Source organism: Streptomyces sp. NPDC091292, from assembly GCF_044757265.1.
Lineage (GTDB): Bacteria > Actinomycetota > Actinomycetes > Streptomycetales > Streptomycetaceae > Streptomyces.
The window spans coordinates 26,104-50,917 of record NZ_JBIVUQ010000020.1 but is presented as its reverse complement, the minus strand read 5'-3'; the positions used below and the strand labels follow the sequence as shown (position 1 = coordinate 50,917).

Here is a 24,814-nt window from a genome sequence, read left to right as displayed (position 1 = left end):
GACCTTGCGGCTCAGGGCCCTTGCGGCTTCCGGTTATCCGAACTGGCCGGGCTGGTAGCTGCCGGCGGGCTGGCGGACCAACACGTTCAAACGGTTGAACGCGTTGATGAGGGCGATCAGGGACACCAGGGCCCCGAGCTGCTCCTCGTCGTAGTGCTTGGCGGCGTCCGCCCACGCCTCGTCCGAGACGCCGCCTGCCGCGTCGGCGATCCGGGTGCCCTGCTCCGTCAGCTCCAGAGCGGCGCGCTCGGCCTCGGTGAAGACGGTGGCCTCCCGCCAGGCGGCGACCAGATTGAGGCGTACCGAGGTCTCCCCGGCGAGCGCGGCGTCCTTGCTGTGCATGTCGGTGCAGAAGCCGCAGCCGTTGATCTGACTCGCGCGGAGCTTCACCAGCTCCTGGGTCGCCGCGGGCAGCGTCGAGTCCTTGAGGACCTTGTCCGCCGAGCTGAGGAGGTTGACGATCTTCCCCGAGCCCGGGGTCCTGAGATTCAGACGGGCATCCATGATGACGAACTCTCTCTGCCGTTGTTGATGCTTACACCCATCTGACGGATGGGCCCGGCGAGATGTGACGCGCAGGCCCCTACCTGCGGAGGAACCCCTACCTGCCGAGGAACCCCGAGATCCGCTCCCGCAGCGACACCGCGTCCAGGCCGTGCGCGGCCACGTGCTCCTCGACCTGGCCGTACCGCCGCAGCTCCCGGCGGCCGACGCCCAGGGCGAGGAGCCGGTGCGGCACATCGGCGAGGGCTTCGCTCGCTGCGGGCGTCGACGTGCCCGCGAGGTAGGGCTCGACCAGCACGACGTCCGCCGTCGCCGCGCCGGTGGCCCGGCGCAGCGAGGCCGCGTCGAAGGGGCGCACGGTCGTCGCGTACAGCACGGTGACGTCCAGGCCTTCGGTGGCGGCGAGGACCTGGTCGAGCAGCGGTCCCACCGCGACGACCACGCCCCGGCGGCCCTCACGGACGGTGAGGAAGTGCTCACCGTCGACCGGCAGCGGGTCCTTGTTCGACTGGATCGACAGGCGGACGTAGACACGGTCGTCGTCGGCCGCGACCGCGTGCCGCAGCAGCGTCTCGGCCTCGTCCGGGTGGCCCGGCACCTGCACGGTCCAGCCGTCCAGCGTGTCGAGCAGGGCCACGTCGCCGGGCGCCATATGGGTGAAGCCACCGGCGGGCCAGTCGAACGACGCCGCGGCGCTCACCAGTACGCCCCCCACGTCCTGATGCCCGAAATCGAGCTTCACCTGCTCGAACGGCCGCTCGACCAGGAAGCTCGCGAAAGTGTGGACGATCGGGCGGAGCCCGGTCAGAGCCATCCCCGCGCCCGCGCCGACGAGCAACTGCTCCCGGATCCCGACGTTGATCACCCGGTCCGGATGGCGGTGCATCGCCTCCTCGAAACCGTCCTTGCCGATCTCGGCCAGGACGACCGCGACCCGGGGGTCCTCGTCGAGCAGCCGTGAGACAACGGGGGCGAAACGGTCACGCATCGTGTCCATGATGGTTCTTTCCTTTCAAAGGTCGGACGGCGGTCAGGCGGTGGCGGTCTTGGACTCGACCCGGGCGACGACGGCGTGCGGACGCCCCGGGTGCGGTGCGGTGAAGGCCGCGTACAGAGCCTCGTGATCACGGCCGTCGACCGTCACCGTGGACCAGCCCGCGGCCTCGAACCGGGCCGCGATGCCGCCCGGCCGGGCATGGCTCGCGGACGCGTTGTCGATCACGACCGTGTGCAGCCGGTCGAGTCCGGCCGGACCCGCGTAGGCCAGCGCCTCGTGATTGCTGCCCTCGTCCAGTTCGGCGTCGCCGATCAGCACCCATACGTTCGGCCCGTCGAGACCCTGGGCCCGCAGCCCCAGCGCCGTGCCGACCCCCAGCGGCAGCCCGTGCCCCAGCGACCCGCTGCCGATCTCGGCGCCCGGCACAAGGACCCGGTCCGGATGGTGCCCGAGCGGCGAGTCGTACGCCCCGAACCCGGGCAGCCAGTCCTCCGGTACGAAACCCTTCGCGGCGAGCACCGCGTAGTACGCCATCGGCCCGTGCCCCTTCGACAGCAGGAACCGGTCCCGCTCCGGATCGCCGGCCGTGCCGGGGGAGACCCGCAGGACCCGGTCGTAGAGCACCCACAGGACGTCGAGGGTCGAGGTCGCCGCCGGGCCGTGCTTCTCGTCGCCGGTCATCAGGCCCATGAGGTGGGGAAGGTCCGCGTAGCCGTACGCGTGCGTCGCTGTTGTCGCCATACAAGGGAGCGTGCAACCTCAAGCACACTTGGGGTCAAGCGGGCCGACCGTACGGTGTGTCGTGCGACGGTCGACGCTCCGTTCGAGCCGCAGGACAAAAGGGGTGCGCGATCACCGGCCGGAGTGCGGTATTGTTTCCGTGGTCGTTCGGCCAGGGGAAACCCCAGGTCAGACGAGCAACGGGACGTGGCGCAGCTTGGTAGCGCACTTGACTGGGGGTCAAGGGGTCGCAGGTTCAAATCCTGTCGTCCCGACTCGTGAGAGTCGCAGATCAGGGCCGGTTACGGAGCAATCCGCAACCGGCCCTTCCGTCGTTCCCGAGGACCCTCCGAGACCCCTCCGGGGACCCGGCCGGATCGGGTCGTCGCACCGGAAAACGCTTGGACTCCGCGAGCGCGCCCGCGGGACACTTCCCCACCTGTTCGCCCGTGCCCCCGCGTGGCCCCTCGTGGGCAGCGCGGCGGTGCGGGCCGTCCTACGACACCTCAGGGATGGGATGGGTTCCTCCGAATCACCCGTGACTCCGCCGCGCAAGGGCGCGGTGCTCCTCGTACTCCGCTACTACGGCCGGGAATTGTCCCGGCTGCGCCGTCTGACGGTGCCCGCGATGCTGCTGCCGGCGGTCGGCAACATCGGCATCGCCTACCTCGCGCCGCTGATCGTCGCCAAACTCGTCGCCGACATGGCCGACGGCGCCGACGTCGGCATCGGCCCGGCACTGCCGTACGTCCTCGGCTTCGCCGGTGTCCTGCTGCTCGCGGAGACGCTGTGGCGGATCGGGCTGCACTGCCTGAACCGCCTCGACGCCCTCGGTATCGAGCATCTGTACGTGGTCGGCATGGACGAACTGTTCGCCAAGGACGCCGCGTTCTTCCACGACAACTTCGCCGGATCGCTGACCAAGCGGGTGCTGAGCTTCGCCTCCCGCTTCGAGGCGTTCGTCGACTGCCTGACGTTCAACGTGGTGGGCAGCTTCGTGCCCCTGCTGTTCGGGTCCGTCGTGCTGTGGCGCTACGAACCACTGCTCGTGGTCGGCCTGTTGACGATGATCGCGCTCACCGGGGTGTGCGTGGTGCCCCTGATCCGCCGCCGCCAGGCTCTGGTCGACCGGCGCGAGGAGGCCATCGCCAGGGTCTCCGGGCATGTCGCCGACAGCCTGATGAACATGGACACGGTCCGGGCGTTCGCCGCCGAGGAACGCGAGGCCGCCGAGCACCGCTCCCGCGTCGCCGCGTCACGCCGGCTCACCCTGCGGTCGTGGGACTACGGCAATCTGCGCATCGACACCCTGGTCGCGCCGATGTCCGTACTGACCAACGCGCTGGGCCTCCTGCTCGCGGTCACGCTCGGCGGCGGCGGGCACGGTGTGGAGGCCGTCGTGGTCTCCTTCACCTACTACACCAACGCGACCCGGATCATGTTCGAGTTCAACCAGATCTACCGCCGTCTGGAGAGTTCGATGACGGAGGCCGCGCAGTTCACCGAGCTGCTGCAAACGTCACCGACCGTACTCGACCCCGCGTCGCCCGAGCCTCTGCGGTCCCGCCCCGCCGACGTCCGGTTCGAGCAGGTGACCTTCGCCCACGCGGGCGGCCGACCCCTCTTCGACGGCCTCGACCTGGCCGTGCCCAGCGGGACGAGGATCGGGCTCGTCGGCCGGTCCGGCGGCGGCAAGACCACGCTGTCCCGGCTGCTGCTGCGGATGACCGACGTCGACTCGGGGCGGATCCTGATCGGCGGCCAGGAGATCAACCGGCTGCGCCAGGCCGACCTGCGCAGCCTGATCGCCTATGTCCCGCAGGACCCGGCGATGTTCCACCGCACGCTGCATGACAACATCGCCTTCGCCCGGCCCGACGCCACCGACGCGGAGATCCGCCGCGCGGCCGAGGCCGCGCACGTCACGGAGTTCGCGGACGCCCTGCCGGACGGCTTCCAGACCCTGGTGGGCGAGCGCGGCGTCAAGCTGTCCGGCGGCCAGCGCCAGCGGGTCGCCCTCGCCAGGGCGATCCTGCGGGACGCGCCGATCCTGCTCCTCGACGAGGCGACCAGCGCCCTCGACTCCGAGAGCGAGATCCTGGTCCAGCAGGCGCTGTGGCAGCTCATGGAGGGGCGGACGGCGCTCGTGGTGGCGCACCGGCTGAGCACGGTCGCCGCCATGGACCGGCTCGTCGTCCTCGACCGCGGCCGGATCGTCGAGCAAGGCACCCACCAGGAACTGCTCATGTCGGACGGCGCCTACGCCAAACTGTGGCAGCACCAGTCGGGCGGCTTCCTCGATGGCACCCCGCCGACGGCGGACCGGCACGAAAAGCCACTCGACCTGCGCTGAACACGGGTCGACCGCGCCGAGTACCGCTCGGCCCGCGCCCCACACCGCCAGGACGCGCCGCACACCCACAGGACGCGCTGAAAACCTCAGGACACGTGGCCGACATAAGCGAGTGCCTGCTTCAACAGGGCCCCGTGCCCGCCCGGCATCTCGCTCCGCACCGCCTCGGACGCGGCCTCCTGCGGTGTGAACCACACCAGGTCCAGCGCGTCCTGCCGGGGCCGGCAGTCCCCGGCCACCGGAACGACGTAGGCGAGGGACACCGCGTGCTGCCGCGGGTCGTGGTACGGCGTGACCCCCGCCGTCGGGAAGTACTCGGCGACCGTGAACGGCTGGAGCGAGACCGGCACCGCCGGCAGCGCCACCGGACCGAGGTCCTTCTCCAGATGGCGCAGCAGGGCGTCGCGGACCCGCTCGTGGTGCAGGACCCGGCCGGAGACCAGGGTCCGGCTGACCGTGCCGTCAGGCCCGATGCGCAGCAGCAGACCGATGCTGGTGACATCGCCGCTCTCGTCCACGCGCACGGGCACGGCCTCGACGTACAGGATCGGCATGCGGGCGCGGGCGACCTCCAACTCGTCGCTGGTCAGCCAGCCGGGCGTGGTGTCGGTCATGTCAGACATTGCTTGATCATACTTTCCGGGTGTGCCGCGCGCCCCTGTTCGGCGTGATCGGACGTGGGCGGTCGGTGGCCGTGTCACGGCCGGGGCTTGTTCGCGAACACCCATCGGTTGCCCGCCAGCGCGTCGTTCGGCTCGGGCAGCGGGCCGCGCCCGTGATGGCGGGTGAAGTCGAAGGGGGTGTGGATCGACGTGGACCAGCCCTTGGCGACCAGATCACCGGCCGAGTCGGGCCGTGTCCCTCTGTCGAACAGACGGAGCAGGTCGATGCCGATCTGCCGGGCCGTCGAGGTGTAGAGCGGGCTGTCGCGGTACTCCAGCAGGTCCTTTTCGAGCTTGACCTCGAACGCCAGCGCGCTTCCTGGCCTGCTCAACCGGTCCACCGTGTCGATGAGGAACGTCTCCGCGTCGGGAGGCAGATAGAACAGCAGCCCCTCGGCCAGCCAGACGCTCGGTGCGGCCGGGTCGAAGCCGGCGTCGGCCAGCGCCCCGACCCAGTCCGCGCGCAGATCGACCGGGACAGGCACGCGCGCCGCCTTGGGCGCGGCCGACAGCCCGTCGAGCACCCTGTGCTTGAACGCCAGTACGCCTTCCCTGTCGATCTCGAAGACCACGCAGCCGGGAGGCCAGGCGAGCCGGTACGCCCGTGTGTCCAGCCCCGCCCCGAGCAGGACCACTTGGCGGGCGCCGCCCGTGTGCACCGACCGGAGGACGAAGTCGTCGAGGACTCTCGTCCGCAGACCGAAGTAGCGCGCGAATCGCCCCCACAGCGGGTTCGCGTCCCCGTCCGGAACCTGGTGAATACGGACGGGCCAGTCCGCGCACGCGGGCGCGGCGAGCACGAAGTGCTCCGCGTAGACGTCCCGTGCCAGGGTGTCGTGGCGGTGGGTCTCGATCGCCCGTGCCGCCGCGACCAGCAGAGCGGTCAGGCCGACACCGCCTTCCACGCTGTCCATGCCGTCCACGACTTCCACGCCCTCCACGCCCCGTGCCTCCTTCATGTGCCCTCCCCTGGGCGAGTGGTTGCTCATCGGTATCGGCTCCGCTCCTCCGGAATCAGCACGGGTTTGACCACGCGGCCCGCTTCGCAGTCGCGTTCGGCCTCGTTGACGGCGGCGAGTGGATACGTACGGATCAGCTCGTCGAAGGGGAACCGCCCGGCCCGCCACAGCCCGGTCAGGCGCGGGATCATCAGCCCCGGCACCGCGTCCCCCTCGCAGATGTGGGACATCCTCCTGCCCCGGTCCAGCGCGCCCGGCTCGATCGGCAGCGCGGTGTGCAGCCGTGCCACCAGACCGAGGTGGCCCCGGGGGCGCAGGGCCCGGAGCGCGTCGTTGATCAGCGGGGCGGAGGCGGTCGTGTCCAGCGCGTAGTGGGCGCCGCCGTCGGTCAGCCGCCGGATCCGGCCGGGCAGGTCGGTCGACGCGGCGTGCAGCGGGATCGCGCCGAAGCGTTCGGCGAGGGCCAGCCGTTCGGGGTGCCGGTCGACGGCCACGGTCACCGCGCCGGAGGCGCCGGCCGCCATCACCGCGGCCAGGCCCACCGCTCCCGCGCCGAAGACGGCGAGGGTGTCGCCGGGCCCGGCACCGAAGGTGGTGAGGACCGATCCGGCGCCGGTGAGGAAGCCGCAGCCGAGCGGCCCGAGCAGTTCCAGGGGCAGCGCGGGGTCGACCCGGACGGCGTTGCGGGCCGCGACCACCGCGTACTCGGCGAACGAGGACTGGCCGAACCACCGGGGCGCCAGCTCGCCCCCGGCCGCGTCGGTGAGCCGCGCGGGCTTCTCCTCGCGCCCGCCGAACAGGTTGAGCGAGGCGAAGGAGTCGCAGTAGGCGGGGGCCGCGCCCAGGCAGTTCCGGCAGGACCCGCAGGAGTCGAAGCTCAGCACGACATGGTCGCCTTCGCTCAGACCGGTGTGCGGGCCGCCCGTCTCCACCACGACCCCCGCCCCCTCGTGACCGAGCACCGCCGGCAGCGGTGAGCGGCCCGCCGACCGCCGGACCGCGAGATCGGTCCGGCACATCCCGCAGCCCGCGATCCCGACCAGGATCTCGCCGTCGGCAGGCCCCGCGTCCAGGACCACTTCCTCGACGGCGAACGGGCTGTCGTACGCGCGCAGTACGGCGGCGCCGAACCTCATCGTCACGCCTCCTCAAGACGGTTCCTCAAGACGGTTCCTCAAGGCGGTGCACGACGAACGGCCTGAGATTCCCGTAGAAGCCCCACGGCCCGCCCGCGACACCCACACCGCTCTCCTTGATGCCCGCGAAGGGCTGGGCGAGGGACAGTTCGGCGTGGTGGTTGATCCACGCCGTCCCGCACTCCAGCCGGTCGGCGACCGCCTCGGCCCGGTCGAGATCGGTGCCCCACACCGAGCCGCCGAGACCGAAGCCGGTGTCGTTGGCCGCGTGGACGGCTTCGTCGAGGCTCCCGTACGGCAGTACCGGCAGGACCGGTCCGAACTGCTCCGCCGTCACCACCGGGCTGTTGGGCGGCACATCGGCCAGGATCGTCGGGGCGTGGAAGTAGCCCGGCCGGTCCAGCCGGTGGCCACCGGCCACGGCTCGGGCGCCGTCCGCGAGTGCCTGGGCCGTGTACCGCTCGACCCGGGCCAATTGGGGGGCGTTGTTGACCGGGCCCATCTGCGTGCCCGGGTCGAGGCCGGCCCCGACGACCGCCGTCTTCGCGCGCTGGGCGAGCGCCTCGACCACGTCGGAGTAGAGCCGGGCCGGGGCGTAGACGCGTTTGACCGCCATGCAGACCTGACCGCAGTTGCGGAACGCCGCCCAGAACAGCCGGTCCGCGATCCGCTCCACATCGACGTCCTCCAGCAGGACGGCGGCATCATTGCCCCCCAGCTCCAGCGTGGTCCGGGCCAGCGAGGCCGCCGCGCCCCGGGCGACAGCCCGTCCGGTGGGAATCGAACCGGTGAAGGTGACATGGCGGATCCCCGGATGGGAGGCCAGACGTGCGCCGAGCGGTTCGTGACCGGTGACGATCGTCAGTACGTCATCGGGGAGGGCGGTCGAGACGACGGACCCCAGCAGCCGTGTGGCGAGCGGGGTGAAGGGAGAGGGCTTGAGCACCACCGTGTTGCCGGCGGCGAGCGCGGGCGCGAACTTCGCCGACGCGAGCTGGAGGGGAAAGTTCCACGGGACGATCGCGGCGACGGTCCCGAGCGGTCGCCAGCGGATCTCGCTGCGGACCGGCCGACCGTCCGTGAGGGGCTGCGGCGCGGGGTCGAGGTCGGCGAAGTAGCGGAGGCGGGCGGCCGTGCGGGCGATCTCCGCGTACGACTCGGCCAGGGGTTTGCCCTGTTCCCGGGTGAGCAGCGGCGCGAGGTCCGCCGCCGCCCCCTCCACGGCGTCGGCCGCCGCGCGCAGCGCGGTCGTACGGGCGACGGGATCGGCGCGCCAGCTCCGCCCGGCCTCGTGGGCCCGGTCGACGACGGCGTCCAGCTCGTCCGGCCGCTGGTCGGGAGCCTCATCGAACGCCTCACCCGTCGCGGGGTCGAGGACGGCGAAGTGTCCGCGGAGGGTTCCGGGTGTGCGACGGGACCGGCGGGTCGCCATGCGGGCGGTCAGCTCGCGGTGGCGACGGCAGCCGCGCATTCGCGGGCGTGCCGGTCCATTTCGGCCCGGAAGGCGGCCACCAGATGCGGCTGAATCCTTCCGCTGGTGCGGTCGCCCCCCTCGCAGACCGCGCCGCGCACCCCCACGATGTCCGTGCCGATACGGGTCAGTTCGCCGAGGTCTCCCGCCTTCACGCTGCCCGCGAGGGCGGCGAGGAGATCGGACGCGTGGGCCCGCCGGACGAACTCCGCGCAGACCTCGGGCGGTACGTGGTCGAACAGGCGGGTCCCGTCCTTGACCGCGGTGTCCAGCATGGCCGCGTCGGCGCCGGAGCGGACGGCGATGTCGGGCAGGGCGAGCGGGTTGACGCAGCCGATCCGGTGCGCGTCGGCGTAGCCCGACGCGACGACGAACGCGTCCGGCCGATAGTCCTTCACCGCCCGGACGACCCCCCGCATGACATCGATGGCCTGGGCGGGCGTCGTACATCCATAGAGGCCGACCTTGATGTACGTGGCTCCGGAGACCGCAGCGCCGAGCGCCGCCTGAGCCACCGTGCCGGGCTTGTACGGTACGTCTCCCACGGTGGCGGACACCGGCTTGTCCGCCGGGACCGCGTCGCGGATCTCCCTGATGACCCACGGGAAGTTCGCGCCGAGCGAGCCCTCGTCGGGCTTCTTGACATCGACGATGTCGAGATGCTCGGCCGCCTTCGCGCAGTCGAGGGCCTCCTCGACGCTGTCCGGGGAGATGAGAAGCAACAACGTGGACTCCTTCCACCGCCTGTCCACCTGGCCGATGCTCAGGTGAGCGGAACCGCTTGCATCCGGTGCGATTTGCTCATCATCAGGGCGGGTGCGTGGGCATCGGTAGGGCGTGCGGAGTCCCTTCGGTATTGCCACGGCTCACCGAGCGCGCCGTGCACGCCGGTTCGAACCGGCTCCCGTCCGAACCGCTGTTCCCACAGCCAGTCCTCAGCAATTCGGGCGCGCGGCCCTCACTCGTGCCCCGTCGGTGGCAGGTCCGGAGGGTGGCGCAGGGCGTCCAGTACGGCCCGTACCGCCGCGCGTGGGGGTGCGGCGCGGCGGATCGCCGCCGTGATCGTGCGGGTCACCGGGGTCGTGAGTTCCCTGGTGGCGACGCGGTAGCGGCGGTCGACCGCCAGTTTGGGCAGCAGCGCGATCGACAGGCCGGCCTCGACATGCTGAAGGGCCAGCATGTAGTTGCTGAACCGGCACGCCACCCGTGGCTCGAACCCGGCCCGACGGCACAGCCGCAGCGCGAGATTCGCCATGTACGACTGCGGCATGTCGAACGCCCACGGCTCGTCCGCGCAGGCCGCGAGGTCCACAGTGCCGCGCCCGGCGGCCGGGTGCTCGGGCGGCACCACCAGCACGATCGGGTCCGTGGCCAGCGGTACGAGGTCGAGGTCGGGACCGAGGGGCAGCTCGCCGAAGTCCGTCGTGGTGATCACGAGGTCCGCCTCGCCGACCCGCAGCGCGGGCACGCTCTCGTGCGGCTCCAGCTCCAGCAACTCGACGTCCAGGTGCGGATGTTCGCGCGCCAGCCGGGTCACCGCCGGTACGGCAAGGGTGTGGATCGCGCTCTGGAACGCCCCCAGCCGCACCAGCCCGGCCGGCTCCTCGCCGAAACCGCGCAGCTCCTCCTCGACGCCGTCCATGTGATCGAGGATCGCCCGCGCCCGCCGGGCGAGGATCAGCCCGGCGGACGTCAGCCGCACCCGGCGTCCCGTCCGTTCCAGGAGCTGGGTGCCCGTCTCGGTCTCCAGCACGGCGAGCTGCTGGGACACGCTCGACGGGCTCAGATGGGCGGCCTGGGCGACCGCCCGGACGGTACCGAGGGTGTCCAGCAGGCTCAGCAGCCGCAGCCTCCAGGGGTTCATCACCCCGCCATTGTCGTGCGGCCGTGCCGATGTTGTGCGGCTGCGCCGAACAGGGCGGCCGGAATCGTGAGATGGACGTGTCGCTCCGGCGCGACCTACCGTCGAGGACATGGCTGCCTCGACCACTCCCTCGCCCGAACCGCCCTCCGCCGACTCCTTCTGGGCCGACGCCGGGAAGCACCTCGTGCGCTACGGCGGAGAGTTCACCCGCGAGATCATCGACCGTGCCGCCGGGAGCTTCGTGTACACGGCGGACGGCCGGAAGATCCTCGACTTCACCTCCGGCCAGATGAGCGCGATCCTCGGCCACTCGCACCCGGAGATCGTCGCGACCGTCCAGCGGCAGATCGCGACCCTCGACCACCTCTACAGCGGCATGCTCAGCCGCCCGGTGGTCGACCTCGCGCGGCGGCTGGCCGGCACCCTGCCCGCGCCGCTGGAGAAGGCGCTGCTCCTGACGACCGGCGCCGAGTCGAACGAGGCCGCGATCCGGATGGCCAAGCTCGTCACAGGCCGGCACGAGATCGTCTCGTTCGCCCGCTCCTGGCACGGCATGACGCAGGCCGCCGCGTCCGCCACCTACAGCGCGGGCCGCAAGGGGTACGGACCGGCAGCGCCCGGCAACTTCGCCATCCCCGTACCGAACGCGTACCGCCCCGACTTCACCACCGCCGACGGCTCGCTGGACTGGCGCCGCCAACTGGACTTCGCCTTCGACCTGATCGACGCGCAGTCGACCGGCAGCCTCGCCGCGTGCCTGGTCGAACCGATCCTCAGCTCGGGCGGCATCATCGAACCGCCGGTCGGGTACTTCGCGGCGCTCAAGGAGAAGTGCCGGGAGCGCGGCATGCTGTTGATCCTCGACGAGGCCCAGACCGGCCTGTGCCGCACCGGCACCTGGTACGCGTTCGAGCGCGACGGCGTCGTCCCCGACATCCTCACGCTGTCGAAGACGCTCGGCGCGGGACTGCCCCTCGCGGCCGTGATCACCAGCGCCGAGATCGAACAGGAGGCGTACGAGCGCGGGTTCCTGTTCTTCACCACGCACGCGGCCGACCCGCTCGTGGCCGCCGTCGGCAACACCGTCCTCGACGTCCTGATCGGCGACAAGCTCGACCAGCGCGCACGGCTCCTCGGCGACTTCCTCCGCCGGGGCCTCGCGGACATCGCCGAGCGCCATGAGGTCGTCGGTGACATCCGGGGGCGGGGCCTGCTGGCCGGGCTCGAACTCGTCACCGATCGCGACACGAAGCGGACCTCCGACGAACTGGGCGCCCGGGTCACCCGCCGCTGTCTCGAACTCGGCCTGCACATGAACATCGTCCAGCTCGCCGGCATGGGCGGCGTGTTCCGTATCGCCCCGCCACTGACGGCCACCGAGGACGAACTCTCCCTCGGCCTGACGATCCTGGACCAAGCGATCGGCGACACGTGTGCGGATTACGCGGCGCGTGGCGGCGTCGTCTGAGGGAGACCGATGGCGACTGCCCGCCCGGGTCCTCCGACACTCGCGGACATGCGTCGGCGCCCGAAGCCCCCTCGAAGTCGGGGGCCCCGGGCGCCGATGTGTTCGGAGTGTCAGCCCTCGGTCCAGCCGTGGTTCTTGCTGAACTGGAGCAGGGCGCCCCGGAGTTGCACGATCTGTGCGCCGGTGAGCGTGGGTGCCGAGGACAGCATGACTTCGGTGACCTCGTGAAGGTACTCGGCGGAGGTCAGTACGTCGCACAGCGAGTCGTCGCCGTCCGCCTGCCTCGACGCCCCGGAGAGCACCGCCCCCGAGTGTGCCGGCGGCCGGTGATCGGCTCCCTCGGCGAGTCGTACCGCCGATGCCTTGAGGCCGCGGTCCCCTTCCTCGATCTCGAACTCCACGGCGAGCCCGGAGCGCAACTGGTGCTCGGGAATCTGTAGATCGTTGACGTGCAGGAAGACGTCTTCCCCGCCGTGATCGGGGGCGATGAACCCATAACCCCTCACAGAATCGAACCGCAGCACACGACCAGTAACCATGCCACCAACCCCCAAAACCACCGGGCCCGTTGCCCGCATCTCCACCAAGTAAGGAAGGGTACGCACGCGACCCGTCCAAGCGGAAGCCTACTCCGTGTCCCGGTGTCCCAGTCTCCGGGTGTCCCGGTGTCGCGATTGCGACATGTCCCACCTGCGCCATCCCGAAGCGATGACAGCGCGTCCGGCGCCACCTGATTCTGTGCAGCACGCATGAACATCTCCTTGCGTGCACGGAAAGGTGCTGAACAAATGAGACGGATCCGCTGTGCGGCGGTGATATCGGCCGGACTCGCGCTCACCGTCGGTGGTGTCACGCCGGTCGCCGCGAACGGGACGACGGCCGCGCAAGGCAACGGCGCCACGGCCGCCACCCCCCAGCCCGGCAAGGGCAGCGCCACCGTGCGCCTGATCACCGGGGACCGCGTCACCGTCACGAAGGACGCGGGCGGCAAGCCGGTCGCCTCCGTCGAGCCGGGCAGCGGCCGGCGCGGTGTCCTGTTCCGGACCATGGAACAGGACGGCGACCTGTCGGTACTGCCGTCCGACGCCCTCGACCTGGTCTCCACCGGGCGCCTCGACCGCCAGCTCTTCAATGTGACCTCGCTCATCGAGCAGGGATACGACGAGGCGCACGGCGACACCCTGCCCCTGATCATCAGCAAGCCCGACGGCACCCCGGCCTCGGCCGTGAACAAGCTCACCGTGCTCAGCGACGACGCCTCGCCGGCCCGCCGCCTCGCCAGCATCGACGCGCAGGCGGTCCGCGTCCCGGCGGACGACCTGGGCCGGTTCTGGAAGCGACTGGTCCCCTCCACCGAGCCGTTGAGCACCGCCCGCACGGCCGTGGCGCCCAAGGTCTGGCTGGACGGCCGGGTGGACGCCGCCCTGGACCGCAGCACCGCGCAGATCAACGCCCCCGCCCTGTGGAAGGCCGGATACGACGGCAGGTCCGTCAAGGTCGCCGTCCTCGACACGGGCGCCGACCAGACCCACCCCGACCTCGCCGGGCGGATCGGCAAGGCCAAGGACTTCTCCGGCAGTACGGGGACCGGGGACGCCTTCGGGCACGGCACGCATGTCGCCGCCACCGTGGGCGGCAGCGGCGCGGCCTCCGGCGGCAGCCGCAAGGGCGTGGCCCCCGCGACCGACCTGCTCATCGGCAAGGTGCTCGGCGACGACGGCTACGGCACGGAGTCCCAGGTGATCGCCGGTATGGAGTGGGCGGCCACCGAGGGCGCCAAGGTCGTCAACATGAGCCTCGGCGCGGACATCCGTACCGACGGCACCGACCCGATGAGCCTCGCCGTCAACGAACTCACCCGCAGCAGCGGAGCGTTGTTCGTGGTGGCCGCCGGGAACATCGGCGACCAGGGCCCGGGAACCGTCGGTTCACCGGGCGCCGCCGAAGCGGCGCTTACCGTCGGCGCCGTGGACCGCGACGACTCGCTCGCCTCCTTCTCCAGCCGGGGCCCGCGCTACGGCGACCGGGCCGTGAAGCCCGACGTCACCGCGCCGGGCGTGGGCATCGTGGCGGCCCGCGCGGCCGGCACCACCATGGGCGACCCGGTGGACGAGTACTACGTCGCGGCCTCCGGTACGTCGATGGCGACCCCGCATGTCGCGGGCGCCGCCGCACTGCTCGCCCAGGCGCATCCGACCTGGGACGCCCAGCGGATCAAGGACGCGCTGATCAGTTCGGCCAACACGGTGCAAGGGCAGCAGCCCACCGAGCAGGGCGGTGGCCGGATCGATGTGGCGGCGGCGGCTCTCGGACCGGTCAGCGCGACCGGCACCGTGGCGCTCGGCCCGTTCCAGACCGGTGACGACGGCGGCGGCGCGGGGCGCACCGTCCGCTACACCAACAACTCCGACCGGGAGATCACCCTCGCTCTCACCGCCCGCCTCGCCACCACCGGCGGCCGGGCCCTCCCCGACGGTGCCCTGCGGCTCGGCTCCGATTCGGTGCGGATCGCCCCCGGCGCCACCGTGGACGTACCGCTGACGGCGGACCCCTCCCGTGCGGGCCGGGGCGACTACTACGGTTATGTCACCGCCGTGTCGGCCGACGGCAAGGTGAAGGTCCACACGACGGTGAGTCTCGTCGTGCACGGACCCACGCACCGGCTCACCGTCACCACCCTCGACCTCCAGGGCAAGCAGGTCGACGCGCTGCCGATCATCTGGGGCCCCGACGGCTTCGTCGAGTACACCGGCACCTCGCCCGCCGTCGCCGAGGTCGAGGAAGGCACCTACCAGGTGGACTACTCCAGCCTGGACGACGCCGCCGACGGCCAGGAGCTGCGCCATGTCGTCCTGCCCGAGGTGAAGGTCACCAAGGACACGGCCGTCACCCTCGACGCACGCAAGACGACCCTGGTCGACATCCGCACCCCGAAACCCGCGGAGCAGCGCGGCATCCTCAACTACCAGACGTACCGCCGCATCGACGGACACGGCCTGATCGAGGGCACGATGTACTTCGACCTCGCCAAGCGGCTGTACATCAGTCCGACCGAGAAGGTCACCGACGGCACCTTCGAGTTCTCCTCGCGCTGGCAGCTCGTCGCCCCGATGCTCAGGGCGAAGGTCTCGGGCACGGATCTCGACCTCACCCCCTACTACTCGGGGAGTTCGCCCCTGTTCCCGGAGAAGGGCACCACCCTGACCCCCGTGGACGCGGGCGGCGCGGCCAGGCCCGACTTCGGCAGGGCGCGCGGCAAGCTCGCGATCGTCCGTGAGGAAGACGGATTCGTCGAGGCGGAGCTGGCGGGCAAGGCGGCCCGAGCGGGCGTGAAGGGCCTGCTGATGGTCTCCTCGTCGGACATCGCCTGGACCCGCTGGCGGCCCGACGGCGACCGTATCGCCCTGCCGGTCGTCTGGACCGGAGCGAAGGCGGGCGCCGCGCTCCTCGACCGGCTCGACAAGCGCCCCACCACCGTCCGATTCACCGGTACCGCCCGCAGCCCGTACCTCTACGACGTGATGCAGGTGTCCGAGCAGCAGGTCCCGAAGCGCGTGGTGCACACCGTGACGGAGAAGAACAGCGCCGTCGTACGGGCCACCTACGCCGACAACGGCGGCCTGCCGTGGGCGGCCGAGCAGCGGTTCGGCCGGCGGCCCTACCAGGACGCGGCCTGGCTCCAGTACACCCGCTTCGTACCGACCGGGTTCGCCCGCACCGAGTACATCAGCGCCAATGACACGGAGTGGCAGCACCGGGTGCACCACGAGACCACCTTCGACGTCGACTGGCCGCTGTTCGCCGGCATGAACGACGCGCCCCGCACCTATCGGGCGGGCGAACGGCTCGACGAGCGGTGGCAGGGGGCCGTGATCCGGCCCGCGATCCCGAAGGACACCAGCAACCCGTCGGTCCGCAAGGGGGACCTGCTCGCCCTGCGCATCCCGGAGTTCACCGACTCCACCGGCCGCCACTGGACCCGGCAGCTGGGCGCCCCCGACGACTCGGCCGCCGCCGTGCTCTACCGCGACGGAGTGAAGACCGGCGAGGCCGAAGGCGCCTGGGCGAACTTCGAGGTACAACCCGGCACAGCCGACTACCGGCTCGACCTGACGACCTCGCGCGCGTCCGGCGAGTGGGCGTTCGGCACCCGTACCGACACGTCCTGGTCCTTCCGGTCCGGCACCACGGACAAGGCCGCACCGCTGCCGCTGCTCCAACTCGACTACGACGTACCGGTCGACGCGGACAACGCCGTACGCGCCGGACGCTCGCACACCATCGGGCTCTCCGTCCGCGCACAGAACGGACTCCCGGCGCCGCGCGGGGTCTCCGTCCGCGTGGAGGCGTCCTACGACGACGGGAGGCACTGGAGCGGCGCGCCCGTGAAGGACCGGGGGAGCCGCGGGTTCACGGCGACCGTCGTACGGCCGTCCGGCCACGGCGACCGGTATGTGACCCTGCGGGTCACCGCGCGGGACAGCCAGGGCAACACCGTCCGGCAGACCGTGGAACGCGCCTACCTGCACCGGGGGTAGACCCGACGGCAACGGGAGGGCCCCGGTCGGCGTACCGGCCGGGGCCCTCCCGCTTGTCCGCTCTGCCCCTGGACCGGTGCAGTACGGTGGGCAACCAGCGAGTCGGGCGGTATCAGGGGGGTGCGCCGTGACGCTGGAGGCAGCGGGGGTGAGTGATGCCGAGGAGGCCGCGTACCGGATCCTCGTGACGATGGACCGGGTCTCCGCGCACGACTTCGCGTCCCGCGCGGGGCTCACCCCGAAGGAGGCCGAACAGACCCTCACCGTGCTGACGGTGAAGGGCCTGGCCAGCCACAGCGACGGAACACCGAGGCGATACCGGGCGACACCGCCCGACGTGGCCCTCATGCCCCGGCTCAAACAGAACGCCGACGCCCTCGACACCGCCCGCGCCACGGCCACCGATCTGCTGGAGATCTACCAGGACACCATGCGGCGGCGCGACGCCGGCCAACTCATCGAGGTGATCACAGGCGCGGACGCGCTGCGCCAGCATCTGCGCCGGATCCAGGCGGACACCCGCGACGAGATGCTGTGGTTCTGCAAGGCCCAGTACGTGGCCATGCCCTCGGGCAGCAACAGCGCGGAGTTCGACGCGTTGGCGCGGGGCGTGCGGTACCGGGTCCTCTACGAGAAGGCGTTCTTCGACGACGAGGGCGCCGTGGACAACGTCATCGAGGGAGTGCGCGCCGGTGAGGTCGCCCGCGCGGTCGCCCATCTGCCGCTGCGGCTCGCCATAGCCGACCGCGCCATCGCCATCTGCCCGCTCGTCCCCGGCGGCCCGCACGGCAGCCCCGAGGAACCCACCGCCGCCCTGCTCCGGGACAGCAGTCTCCTCGCGGCCCTCGTCGCCCTCTTCGAGCGGTACTGGGACGACGCCGTGCCGCTGCACGTCGACGACACCGGAGCCGTCAGCGGCACCGACGGAGCGGCCGGCACCGACGCCCTCTCCTCCACGGACCGACGGCTGCTCTCGCTGCTGGTCGCGGGCGTCACGGACAAGGCCATCGCCTCGCAGATGGGCCTCAGCAGGCGCACGGTGCAGCGCCACATCCAGCACCTGATGACGTTCGCCGGCGCGGCGACCCGTATGCAACTCGCCTGGCAGGCGGCGCGCCGGGGCTGGATGTAGCGAGCGGTCCCTCCGGGGTTGGACAAGGGGTTGGATAAGGGGAGACGAGACGCGACGGAAGGACGACTCTCCCGATGCACCGGACGCACCGTACGAAACTGACCGCCACGGCCGCCGCCTTGCTGGGCCTGACAGCCGCCGCCGGGACCGCGCACGCGACCCCGCCGGGTCCCGGTGTCGTCGGCACCGTGATCTCCCGTACCACCGTGGGCGACACCGACTACGTCCTGCGGGTACTGACCATCCCGCCGGGGCAGGCCACCGGCTGGCACTACCACGACGGGACCATCCACGGATTCGTACGACAGGGAACCCTCAGCCACTACGACGCGACCTGCGGCTCGGACGGCGTGTACCCGGCCGGGACCTCGATCACCGAGCGCCCCGACTACACCCACATCGGCCGCAACCTCGGCACGGAACCCCTCGTCCTGGAGGTCCTGTACGTCCTGCCGCACGGCGCGCCCCTCTCGCAGGACGCGCCCAACCCGGGCTGTGGATTCGAGTGACCGCCCGAGGGCGTCCGAGAGACCGCCCGAGGGACCGTCCGCTATAGTCGAAAACTAGCAGTGTTAATTAGTGGTGTCAGTTAACAGTCGGCAGTGCTGACCAGCCGGTCCCGCCCCGAGGAGTCTGTCGTGCGCCCCGTCCACTTCGCCGCCGCCCGCCGCACCCCTATCGGAAAACTGCGCGGAGCCCTCTCCTCCGTACGGCCCGACGACCTCGCCGCCACCGTGATCCGCGGCCTCATCGGCGACGCCCCGGGTCTCGATCCGGCGCGGATCGACGACATCTACTGGGGCGCCGCCAACCAGGCGGGCGAGGACAACCGCAATGTCGCGCGGATGGCGGCCCTGCTCGCCGGGCTGCCCGCATCGGTGCCCGGCGCGACCGTGAACCGGCTGTGCGCCTCGGGTCTTGAGGCCGTCACCACCGCGGCCCGCGCCATCGCGTCGGGCGAGGCCGACATCGTCCTCGCGGGCGGCTCCGAGTCCATGAGCCGCGCCCCCTTCGTCCTGCCCCGCCCCGACGAGGCCCTGCCGCACCGCATCGAGACCGTCGACACCCGGCTCGGCTGGCGCCTCGTCAACCCGGCGATGAAGGACCTGCACGGCCTCCTGTCGATGGGCGAGACCGCCGAGGAGGTCGCCGAGCGGTACGGGATCGGGCGCGAGCGGCAGGACGAGTTCGCGCTGCGCAGCCACCAACGCGCCGCCGACGCCCGCAAGAACGGCCACTTCGACGCCGAACTCATCCCCGTGACCCGCCCGGACGGAGTCGTCGTCGCCACCGACGAATGCGTCCGCGAGGACACCTCGTACGAGAAACTCGCCCGGCTGAAGCCGGTGTTCCGGGCGGGCGGCACCGTCACCGCGGGCAACGCGTCGCCGATGAACGACGGCGCAGCGGGGCTTCTCCTCGTCAGCGAGGACGCCCTGCGCGACCTGGGCATGGAGTCCCTGGGTCGGTATGTCGCCGGGGCCTCCGCCGGGGTGGACCCGGATGTGATGGGCATCGGTCCCGTGCCCGCGACGCGGAAGGTGCTCGGCCGCAGCGGGTGGGGGATCGGGGACATCGAGGAGGCCGAGTTCAACGAGGCGTTCGCCGCGCAGGCGCTCGCCTGTGTGGACCAGCTCGGCATCGACCCCGACCGGGTCAACGCCACCGGCGGCGCCATCGCGCTCGGCCACCCGCTGGGCTGCTCCGGCGCCCGTATCCTCACCACCCTCCTGCACCGCATGCGCCGCACCGGCGCGGCACGCGGCCTCGCCACGATGTGTGTCGGCGTGGGCCAGGGCACGGCGGTCCTGGTCAGCCGCGAGGCGTGACGCGACCGGGCACCGATCATGGCGCCGGGCACCGATCACCGTGCCCAGCACCGATCACCGTGCCCAGCACCCGTTCCCTCGGGAAGTAGCCCGCGTGGCGCGAGTCGTAGCTGTTCAGCGGATTGTCGCCGAGGAGGACGAGCCGGCCGGGCGGTACGAAGGGGCCCGCCGTACGGTCCAGGGCCGGCATACGGTCCAGCGGGGCCGGGTCGCCCGGGACCGCAGCCACGCGTTTGATGATCCACCGCCGGGCCGCCACCTCGTCGGCCGGGGCCGCGCGGTCCACCGGCGGAAGGGGCCACCTCACTCCCCGCGCGGGACGCTCCAGCACGACGACACGGCCCGGCGCGATCCGTCCGCCCCGGCGTACGAGGACCCGGGCACCGTCCTCGTACACCGGCACCATGCTGTCGCCGCGCACGGTCACCCGGACCAGCCTGTAGCGCAGCAGAACGGCGGCGCCCGCGACGCCGAGGGCGGCGGCGGACATGGTCCGGCGGGATGCGGGGGTCACCGGTGGGCCGCTTCCCCGAGGCCGGGCACGTCGTCCTCCGCCCGGTAGCCGGACGCCTGAAGGGCGAACAGCCGTGCGTACTCGCCGTGGGCCGCCATGAGGGCCGCGTGGCTGCCCTGTTCGACCACCCGTCCCGCCGCGAGTACCACGATCACGTCGGCATCGCGGACCGAGCCGAGCCGGTGCGAGATCAGCAGACTGGTCCGGCCGCGCCGGTGGGTCCGCAGCGCCTCCTGGATCTCCGCCTCCGCCTGCGCGTCGAGCCCGGACGCCGGCTCGTCCAGGATCATCAGGTCCCGTTCGTCCCGCAGGAACGCCCGAGCCAGCGCGAGCCGCTGCCACTGGCCACCGGAGAGCACGACACCGGTGCCCGGCTCGCCGTCCTCCGGCGCCGTCGGGAAGCGGCGGGACAGCAGCGTGTCGTAGCGCCGCGGCAGCGTGGACAGCTTGCGGTGGATGCCCGCCCGCTCGGCCGCCCCTCTGATCCGCTTCGCGTCGGCGAAGGCGTCCAGATCGCCGAGCCCGATGTTCTCCGCCGCCGTCATGTCGTAGGCCATGTAGTCCTGGAACGCCGCCCCGGTCCGGGTGCGCAACCGCGCCGGGTCGACGTCACGAAGGTCGACGCCGTCCCAGAGGATCGCGCCCCGCGTCGGGTCGTGGAACCGGCAGAGCAGCTTGACCAGGGTGGACTTGCCCGAACCGTTCAGTCCGACCAGCGCGAGCGCCTCCCCGTGCCGCAGCCGGAAGCTGACCCCGCGCAGGACCCACGGGTGCCCGTCGGAGTACCGGAACCACACGTCCCGGAACTCGATGCCCTCCCGCAGAGCCGGCAGCCGGGCCGGAGGGGCGGCGACCGGCAGGTCCGGCTCGCAGCGGACGACGTCCAGGTAGTGCGCGAACAGCATCAGCGCCTCGTGGGAGCCCGCGAGGTGGCCCGCGACGGCGGTGAGCGAGCCCTGCACGCCCGCCACCGCCGCGATGAAGATCGCGATGTCGCCCACCGAGAGCTGACCGGACCGCGCCGCCACCACGGCCCACACCACCCCACCGCCGGAGACCAGCGCGGCGAGCAGTGCGAGCCCCGACTGGACGAGCGCGTCCCGCCGGTCGAGCAGCGCCCTCGCCGCGTTGGCCGTGCGCCGGTCGGCGAGCATCCGGCCCTGGAGGAAGGCGCCGATGCCGAACAGGCGTACCTCCTTGGCGGCTTCGACGGTCGACAGCAACTGGCTGTAGAAGATCTCGCGCCGTTCCGTGGGCCCGAGGTCCCACTGCAGGCGCACCCGCTGCCGGGACAGGATCAGCCCGGCGACGAGCGCGGGCACCCCGGCCGCCAGCACCAGCACGGTCATGGCCGGGCTGAGCACGAAGAGGGAGCCCAGGAAGCCGGTGACCGTGATCGTGGCCTGGGCCAGCCCCAGGATCCCGTTGACCACCTGGCCGGGCCCGACGGCGCTCGCCTGCTGCGCCAGCCGCAGCCGGTCCAGGAAGGCGGGGCTCTCGAACCGCTCCAGACCCACGAACCCGTTGACGGCCGTGAACAGACGGTCCTGCGTCAACAGGCCGATCGCGCGCTCCAGTTGGGACTGGAGGTACTGGTTCGTGTGCGTGGTCACCGCCGACGCCACTCCGACGCCCGCGAGCCCCGCCGCCAGGCCGACGAGCGCGGCCGTCGAAGCGGCGCCGTCCGTCAGGCCGTCCAGGGCGAGCTTGGTCAGCCACGCCGCCGCCACGGGGAGCGCGCCCGTCGCGAGCGTCAGCAGCACATAGCCGGTGAAGACCGCCGGAGCCGCCCGCGCCGCCAGGGCGATCGCCGCCGCCGCGTGCCGGGCGAAGCGTGCGGGCCCCGCCCGGCGGTTCGCGGGAGCGGAGGACGGGGCCCCGGTCACGCGGTCAGGCCGGCCGGGCGGCCGAGCGCCACATCGCCGTCCACGACGACGAGCCGTCCGTCCGCCGCGTGCTCGGCCCGCAGGACGCTCGGGAAGGCCCGGATGCCCAACGCGGTGCCCATCACACCGTCGGAGTCCTCGACCACGACCTGCGCGACCTCGCTCAGCTCGGACACGAACTCGGCCGCCGCGTCGGCGTCTCCGACGACGGTCGCGATCACCGATGAGCGACCGCCGGGCTCGTGCCGGGCGTGCTCGACGAAGCGGGGGAGTTTGTCCCGGCAGGGCTCACAGGTCGGCGAGAAGAACCCGAAGAGAACCGGCCCGGTCACCAGGTCGCGCACCAGCGGCTCCCCGAGAGTGCTCGCCGTGTCGAAGTCCCCGACCTCCTGGCCCACTTCGAGGCGCAACGGCTCCCCCTGCACGGCGCCGAGCAGTTCCGTGTGCTCCCGCAGTCGTCTGATCACGCCGAGAGTGAGGACCAGATTCACCGTGCACAGCGTGCCGACGAGGGCCACGACGGCGATCAGAAGAGGCATGAGGGCTCCTTGGCTGAGGGGTGTGTTTGCTGTACGGACGGCTGCTGGGCTTTTGCTGTACGGACGGCTGCCGGCCGCGCGGATCGGCTGCGGATCGGCCCGTCAGGCCGACCGGTGGTGCGGGTCGGCCGTCCCCGCACGCGCGGCGGTGGGCAGCGGACGGAAGAGGGCCAGCAGATGGTCGAGTTGGGTGACGGCGGCACCGGCCAGCAACCCGGCGGCCCCGGCCACCAGCGCACCGCCCGGTCGGGCGGTCGTGGACACCTGTACGGCGAGCGCCCCGGCCACGGCGGCGGCGCAGAGCACGGCATTGCGCACGACGTGCGGGGTGCCCAGCGGTGTCGTCGACGGGCCGAAGCAGTGACAGGGCGCGGTGGCGTCCCGGCGTACGGCCGACGCGACACCGGCGGTGAAGGCCGCCAACAGGGCGGCGGCGATCAGGAACCCGGCGGTCGCGGCACCCCGCACCGGCACGGCCATCAGGACACACACCGTGGCCTCTCCGGCGATCACCGTGCGGGCCACCGGGCGGACGAGGACGGGCGGCACCACACCGAGGGACCGGACGGACCCGACAAAGGCGGTGTACGCGGAGCGCCCGACGACCTTGCCGGCGACGGACACCAGGAACACAAGGCCCAGCAACGCGCGGGCTCCCACGGCCAGGTACTCCATCGAACTGCCTCCGGACGCGTAGATGTGGACAGGGGGCGGGGACGGAGCCGTGCGGCGGGAGATCACCCGCCGCACGGCGGTGGAGAGGTGACGAACTGCCGTCAGATGCAGTAGCCGGAGCCCGCGCTGCAGTTCGCGCAGCGGTCGAAGGTCCAGGGACCGCCGCCGCACGGCTGCTTCCGGTACCACCGGTGTCCGGTGGCGGCGCAGCCGGACGACGCGCCGCCCTGCACGCACTCGTAACACATGCAGGCGGCTCCCGCCGCGGACGCGTCCACGCGCGGTACGAGCAGGTCCAGCATCCTGCTGCCCAGCGCCTCAAGGCTGGTGAGCATGTCTCACTCCTTCGTGATCGATGGGAAGACCGTCCCCGATGCGCCGATGTGGCTGTCCGCAGGACCCCGTACATCCTGCGGGGCGTGGCCACTTGGCCGTGGACGGTGAGGCACGAGGTTCACGGCCCTTCGCCGCGAGGTGTGCCTCCGACCACCAGAGTGCTGGCCGGCCGGGCGCCTGTCGTTGTCCCCGGGTGCGGGGTGGTTGTCGGTTCGTGCCGGGTCGCCCGGCGGCGGAAATCGCGTGGCGGCGCGCCGTACGCGGACCGGAACGCGCGGCTGAAGTGCGCCTTGTCCGGGAACCCCCAGCGCGCCGCGATGGAGTGGATCGGCTGATCCGCGAGGAGTGGATCCGACAGATCGCGCCGACATCGCTCCAGCCGTTCCCGCCGGATCCAGGCGGCCACGCTGTGGCCGTCCTCCTCGAAGAGGGTGTAGAGGGAGCGGCGGGAGAGCTGGTGTGCGGCTGCGATGCCCTCCGGTGTGAGCGGATCGGCGAGGTGGTGGCGGATGAACCGCTGGATCTGTGTCCGCAGGGCCCGTCGCCGGTCTTCGATGCCGGGGCCATCAGCGGGAGCGACGGCGTCGCCGAGCACCGACGCGACCAGTGTCGTGGTGACCTCGGTGAGCAGGGGGCCGTCGGCTCGGGCGAACTCCTCGGCCCGGCCGGTGACGTCCGCCAGCCAGCGCGACAGCGCGCCACCCATGCCCGGCCCGAGGGGGACGGGAACGGCGTGCAGCCGCTGGACGGCGCGCGGCGGCAACCGCAGTACGGCGCGCGGGAACTGGAGGATCACGAAGGAGTGGACCCCGGCCGGGTCGTCGAAGTACCCGCTGTAGGGCCGGGAGCTGTCCACCAGGACCAGGTGCCCGGCCCCGACCCGCGCCTGGCGGCGCCCCACACTCACGGTCGCCTGGCCCCTTGTCATATGGAGGACGTGGAAGGCCTGCGGGTCGCGTCGGCGGATGAGCGGCGCGGTACGGGCGAAGCTGGTGCGCGGACATCCCAGTGCCGCGACCCACACCCCGCCGAGGTGCAGGGCCCGCACGCCCGTACGAGGTCGGCCCCGCCCCTCGGGCTTCAGGACGGCTACGTGCCACAGCGCGTTGATCTCGTCCAGCACCGCGCGGTGCGGTGCGGCGGGTAAACCACATGCGGACAGAGGCATCCATCGCTCCTGATGTCAGGGGGCCGTGTGATGTCCCTCCAGGCTGCTGCGGAAGTCCGTCCC

At 71.9% G+C, this 24,814-nt stretch carries 22 protein-coding genes and 1 tRNA gene; 7 read left to right on the top strand and 16 right to left on the bottom strand.

Annotated elements, in window-relative coordinates; all coding sequences use genetic code 11:
• Positions 1–33: 33 nt before the first annotated feature.
• The 3 genes from ACIQNU_RS35535 to ACIQNU_RS35525 all read right to left on the bottom strand — a co-directional run bounded on the left by ACIQNU_RS35535 (position 34) and on the right by ACIQNU_RS35525 (position 2,242).
• Positions 34–504 (bottom strand): carboxymuconolactone decarboxylase family protein, encoded by a 471-nt coding sequence (locus tag ACIQNU_RS35535; RefSeq protein WP_401374302.1) that lies wholly within the window; start codon positions 502–504, stop codon positions 34–36.
• A gap of 97 nt (positions 505–601) precedes the next feature.
• Positions 602–1,501 carry a transketolase family protein gene (locus ACIQNU_RS35530; protein ID WP_401374300.1) on the bottom strand — a complete coding sequence of 300 codons (900 nt, stop codon included), beginning with the start codon at positions 1,499–1,501 and terminating at the stop codon, positions 602–604.
• Positions 1,502–1,534: 33 nt separating this feature from the next.
• Positions 1,535–2,242, bottom strand: a complete 708-nt coding sequence (locus ACIQNU_RS35525; RefSeq protein WP_401374297.1) for a transketolase — start codon at positions 2,240–2,242, stop codon at positions 1,535–1,537.
• Positions 2,243–2,422: 180 nt separating this feature from the next.
• Here ACIQNU_RS35525 and ACIQNU_RS35520 point away from each other — a divergent pair.
• A tRNA-Pro gene (locus ACIQNU_RS35520) sits at positions 2,423–2,496 on the top strand.
• A 263-nt stretch (positions 2,497–2,759) separates the two neighbouring features.
• Positions 2,760–4,574, top strand: a complete 1,815-nt coding sequence (locus tag ACIQNU_RS35515) for an ABC transporter ATP-binding protein (protein WP_401374295.1) — start codon at positions 2,760–2,762, stop codon at positions 4,572–4,574.
• Between the two features lie 86 nt (positions 4,575–4,660).
• Here ACIQNU_RS35515 and ACIQNU_RS35510 read toward each other — a convergent pair whose 3' ends face one another.
• The 6 genes from ACIQNU_RS35510 to ACIQNU_RS35485 form a co-directional block, all read right to left on the bottom strand.
• Positions 4,661–5,188: an NUDIX hydrolase family protein gene (locus tag ACIQNU_RS35510; protein ID WP_401374477.1), complete on the bottom strand. Its 528-nt coding sequence runs from the start codon at positions 5,186–5,188 to the stop codon at positions 4,661–4,663.
• Between the two features lie 83 nt (positions 5,189–5,271).
• On the bottom strand, positions 5,272–6,195 hold the full coding sequence (locus ACIQNU_RS35505) for a class I SAM-dependent methyltransferase (protein WP_401374293.1): 924 nt from the start codon (positions 6,193–6,195) through the stop codon (positions 5,272–5,274).
• Between the two features lie 26 nt (positions 6,196–6,221).
• Complete coding sequence (locus ACIQNU_RS35500) at positions 6,222–7,331, bottom strand: NAD(P)-dependent alcohol dehydrogenase (RefSeq protein WP_401374474.1); 1,110 nt, start codon at positions 7,329–7,331, stop codon at positions 6,222–6,224.
• 25 nt (positions 7,332–7,356) lie between these two features.
• On the bottom strand, positions 7,357–8,763 hold the full coding sequence (locus ACIQNU_RS35495) for an aldehyde dehydrogenase family protein (protein WP_401374472.1): 1,407 nt from the start codon (positions 8,761–8,763) through the stop codon (positions 7,357–7,359).
• A gap of 8 nt (positions 8,764–8,771) precedes the next feature.
• Entirely contained in the window at positions 8,772–9,527 is a 756-nt protein-coding gene (locus ACIQNU_RS35490; protein ID WP_401374290.1) for a (5-formylfuran-3-yl)methyl phosphate synthase, read from the bottom strand.
• Between the two features lie 233 nt (positions 9,528–9,760).
• Positions 9,761–10,666, bottom strand: a complete 906-nt coding sequence (locus ACIQNU_RS35485) for a LysR substrate-binding domain-containing protein (protein ID WP_401374288.1) — start codon at positions 10,664–10,666, stop codon at positions 9,761–9,763.
• 109 nt (positions 10,667–10,775) lie between these two features.
• Here ACIQNU_RS35485 and ACIQNU_RS35480 point away from each other — a divergent pair, with 109 nt between their 5' ends.
• A complete protein-coding gene (locus ACIQNU_RS35480; protein ID WP_401374285.1) occupies positions 10,776–12,134 on the top strand; it encodes an aspartate aminotransferase family protein in 1,359 nt (452 codons plus the stop codon).
• Between the two features lie 110 nt (positions 12,135–12,244).
• Here ACIQNU_RS35480 and ACIQNU_RS35475 read toward each other — a convergent pair whose 3' ends face one another.
• Positions 12,245–12,673, bottom strand: coding sequence for a cold-shock protein (locus tag ACIQNU_RS35475; RefSeq protein ID WP_401374469.1), 429 nt, complete (start codon positions 12,671–12,673; stop codon positions 12,245–12,247).
• 249 nt (positions 12,674–12,922) lie between these two features.
• Between ACIQNU_RS35475 and ACIQNU_RS35470 the strand changes: the two genes are divergently transcribed.
• The 4 genes from ACIQNU_RS35470 to ACIQNU_RS35455 all read left to right on the top strand — a co-directional run bounded on the left by ACIQNU_RS35470 (position 12,923) and on the right by ACIQNU_RS35455 (position 19,633).
• Positions 12,923–16,672, top strand: a complete 3,750-nt coding sequence (locus ACIQNU_RS35470; RefSeq protein WP_401374283.1) for a S8 family serine peptidase — start codon at positions 12,923–12,925, stop codon at positions 16,670–16,672.
• Between the two features lie 127 nt (positions 16,673–16,799).
• The gene (locus ACIQNU_RS35465) at positions 16,800–17,804 is read left to right on the top strand and encodes a helix-turn-helix domain-containing protein (RefSeq protein ID WP_401374280.1); all 1,005 of its coding nucleotides are present in this window, start codon (positions 16,800–16,802) and stop codon (positions 17,802–17,804) included.
• Between the two features lie 74 nt (positions 17,805–17,878).
• On the top strand, positions 17,879–18,313 hold the full coding sequence (locus tag ACIQNU_RS35460) for a cupin domain-containing protein (RefSeq protein WP_401374278.1): 435 nt from the start codon (positions 17,879–17,881) through the stop codon (positions 18,311–18,313).
• Between the two features lie 129 nt (positions 18,314–18,442).
• Complete coding sequence (locus tag ACIQNU_RS35455; RefSeq protein WP_401374275.1) at positions 18,443–19,633, top strand: thiolase family protein; 1,191 nt, start codon at positions 18,443–18,445, stop codon at positions 19,631–19,633.
• A 16-nt stretch (positions 19,634–19,649) separates the two neighbouring features.
• Here ACIQNU_RS35455 and ACIQNU_RS35450 read toward each other — a convergent pair whose 3' ends face one another.
• From ACIQNU_RS35450 to ACIQNU_RS35425, 6 genes are all read right to left on the bottom strand, one after another.
• Positions 19,650–20,147: a S26 family signal peptidase gene (locus ACIQNU_RS35450; protein WP_401374272.1), complete on the bottom strand. Its 498-nt coding sequence runs from the start codon at positions 20,145–20,147 to the stop codon at positions 19,650–19,652.
• Complete coding sequence (locus ACIQNU_RS35445; RefSeq protein ID WP_401374270.1) at positions 20,144–22,033, bottom strand: ABC transporter ATP-binding protein; 1,890 nt, start codon at positions 22,031–22,033, stop codon at positions 20,144–20,146. Before ACIQNU_RS35445 ends, ACIQNU_RS35450 begins: the two co-directional genes overlap by 4 nt.
• Positions 22,030–22,572: a TlpA family protein disulfide reductase gene (locus ACIQNU_RS35440; protein WP_401374267.1), complete on the bottom strand. Its 543-nt coding sequence runs from the start codon at positions 22,570–22,572 to the stop codon at positions 22,030–22,032. The genes ACIQNU_RS35445 and ACIQNU_RS35440 overlap by 4 nt, the downstream gene beginning before the upstream one ends.
• Positions 22,573–22,674: 102 nt before the next feature.
• Positions 22,675–23,247, bottom strand: coding sequence for a MauE/DoxX family redox-associated membrane protein (locus tag ACIQNU_RS35435; protein ID WP_401374266.1), 573 nt, complete (start codon positions 23,245–23,247; stop codon positions 22,675–22,677).
• A gap of 101 nt (positions 23,248–23,348) precedes the next feature.
• Complete coding sequence (locus ACIQNU_RS35430; RefSeq protein ID WP_401374264.1) at positions 23,349–23,582, bottom strand: hypothetical protein; 234 nt, start codon at positions 23,580–23,582, stop codon at positions 23,349–23,351.
• A gap of 119 nt (positions 23,583–23,701) precedes the next feature.
• Positions 23,702–24,751, bottom strand: coding sequence for a helix-turn-helix domain-containing protein (locus tag ACIQNU_RS35425; RefSeq protein ID WP_401374261.1), 1,050 nt, complete (start codon positions 24,749–24,751; stop codon positions 23,702–23,704).
• Between the last annotated feature and the right edge of the window lie 63 nt (positions 24,752–24,814).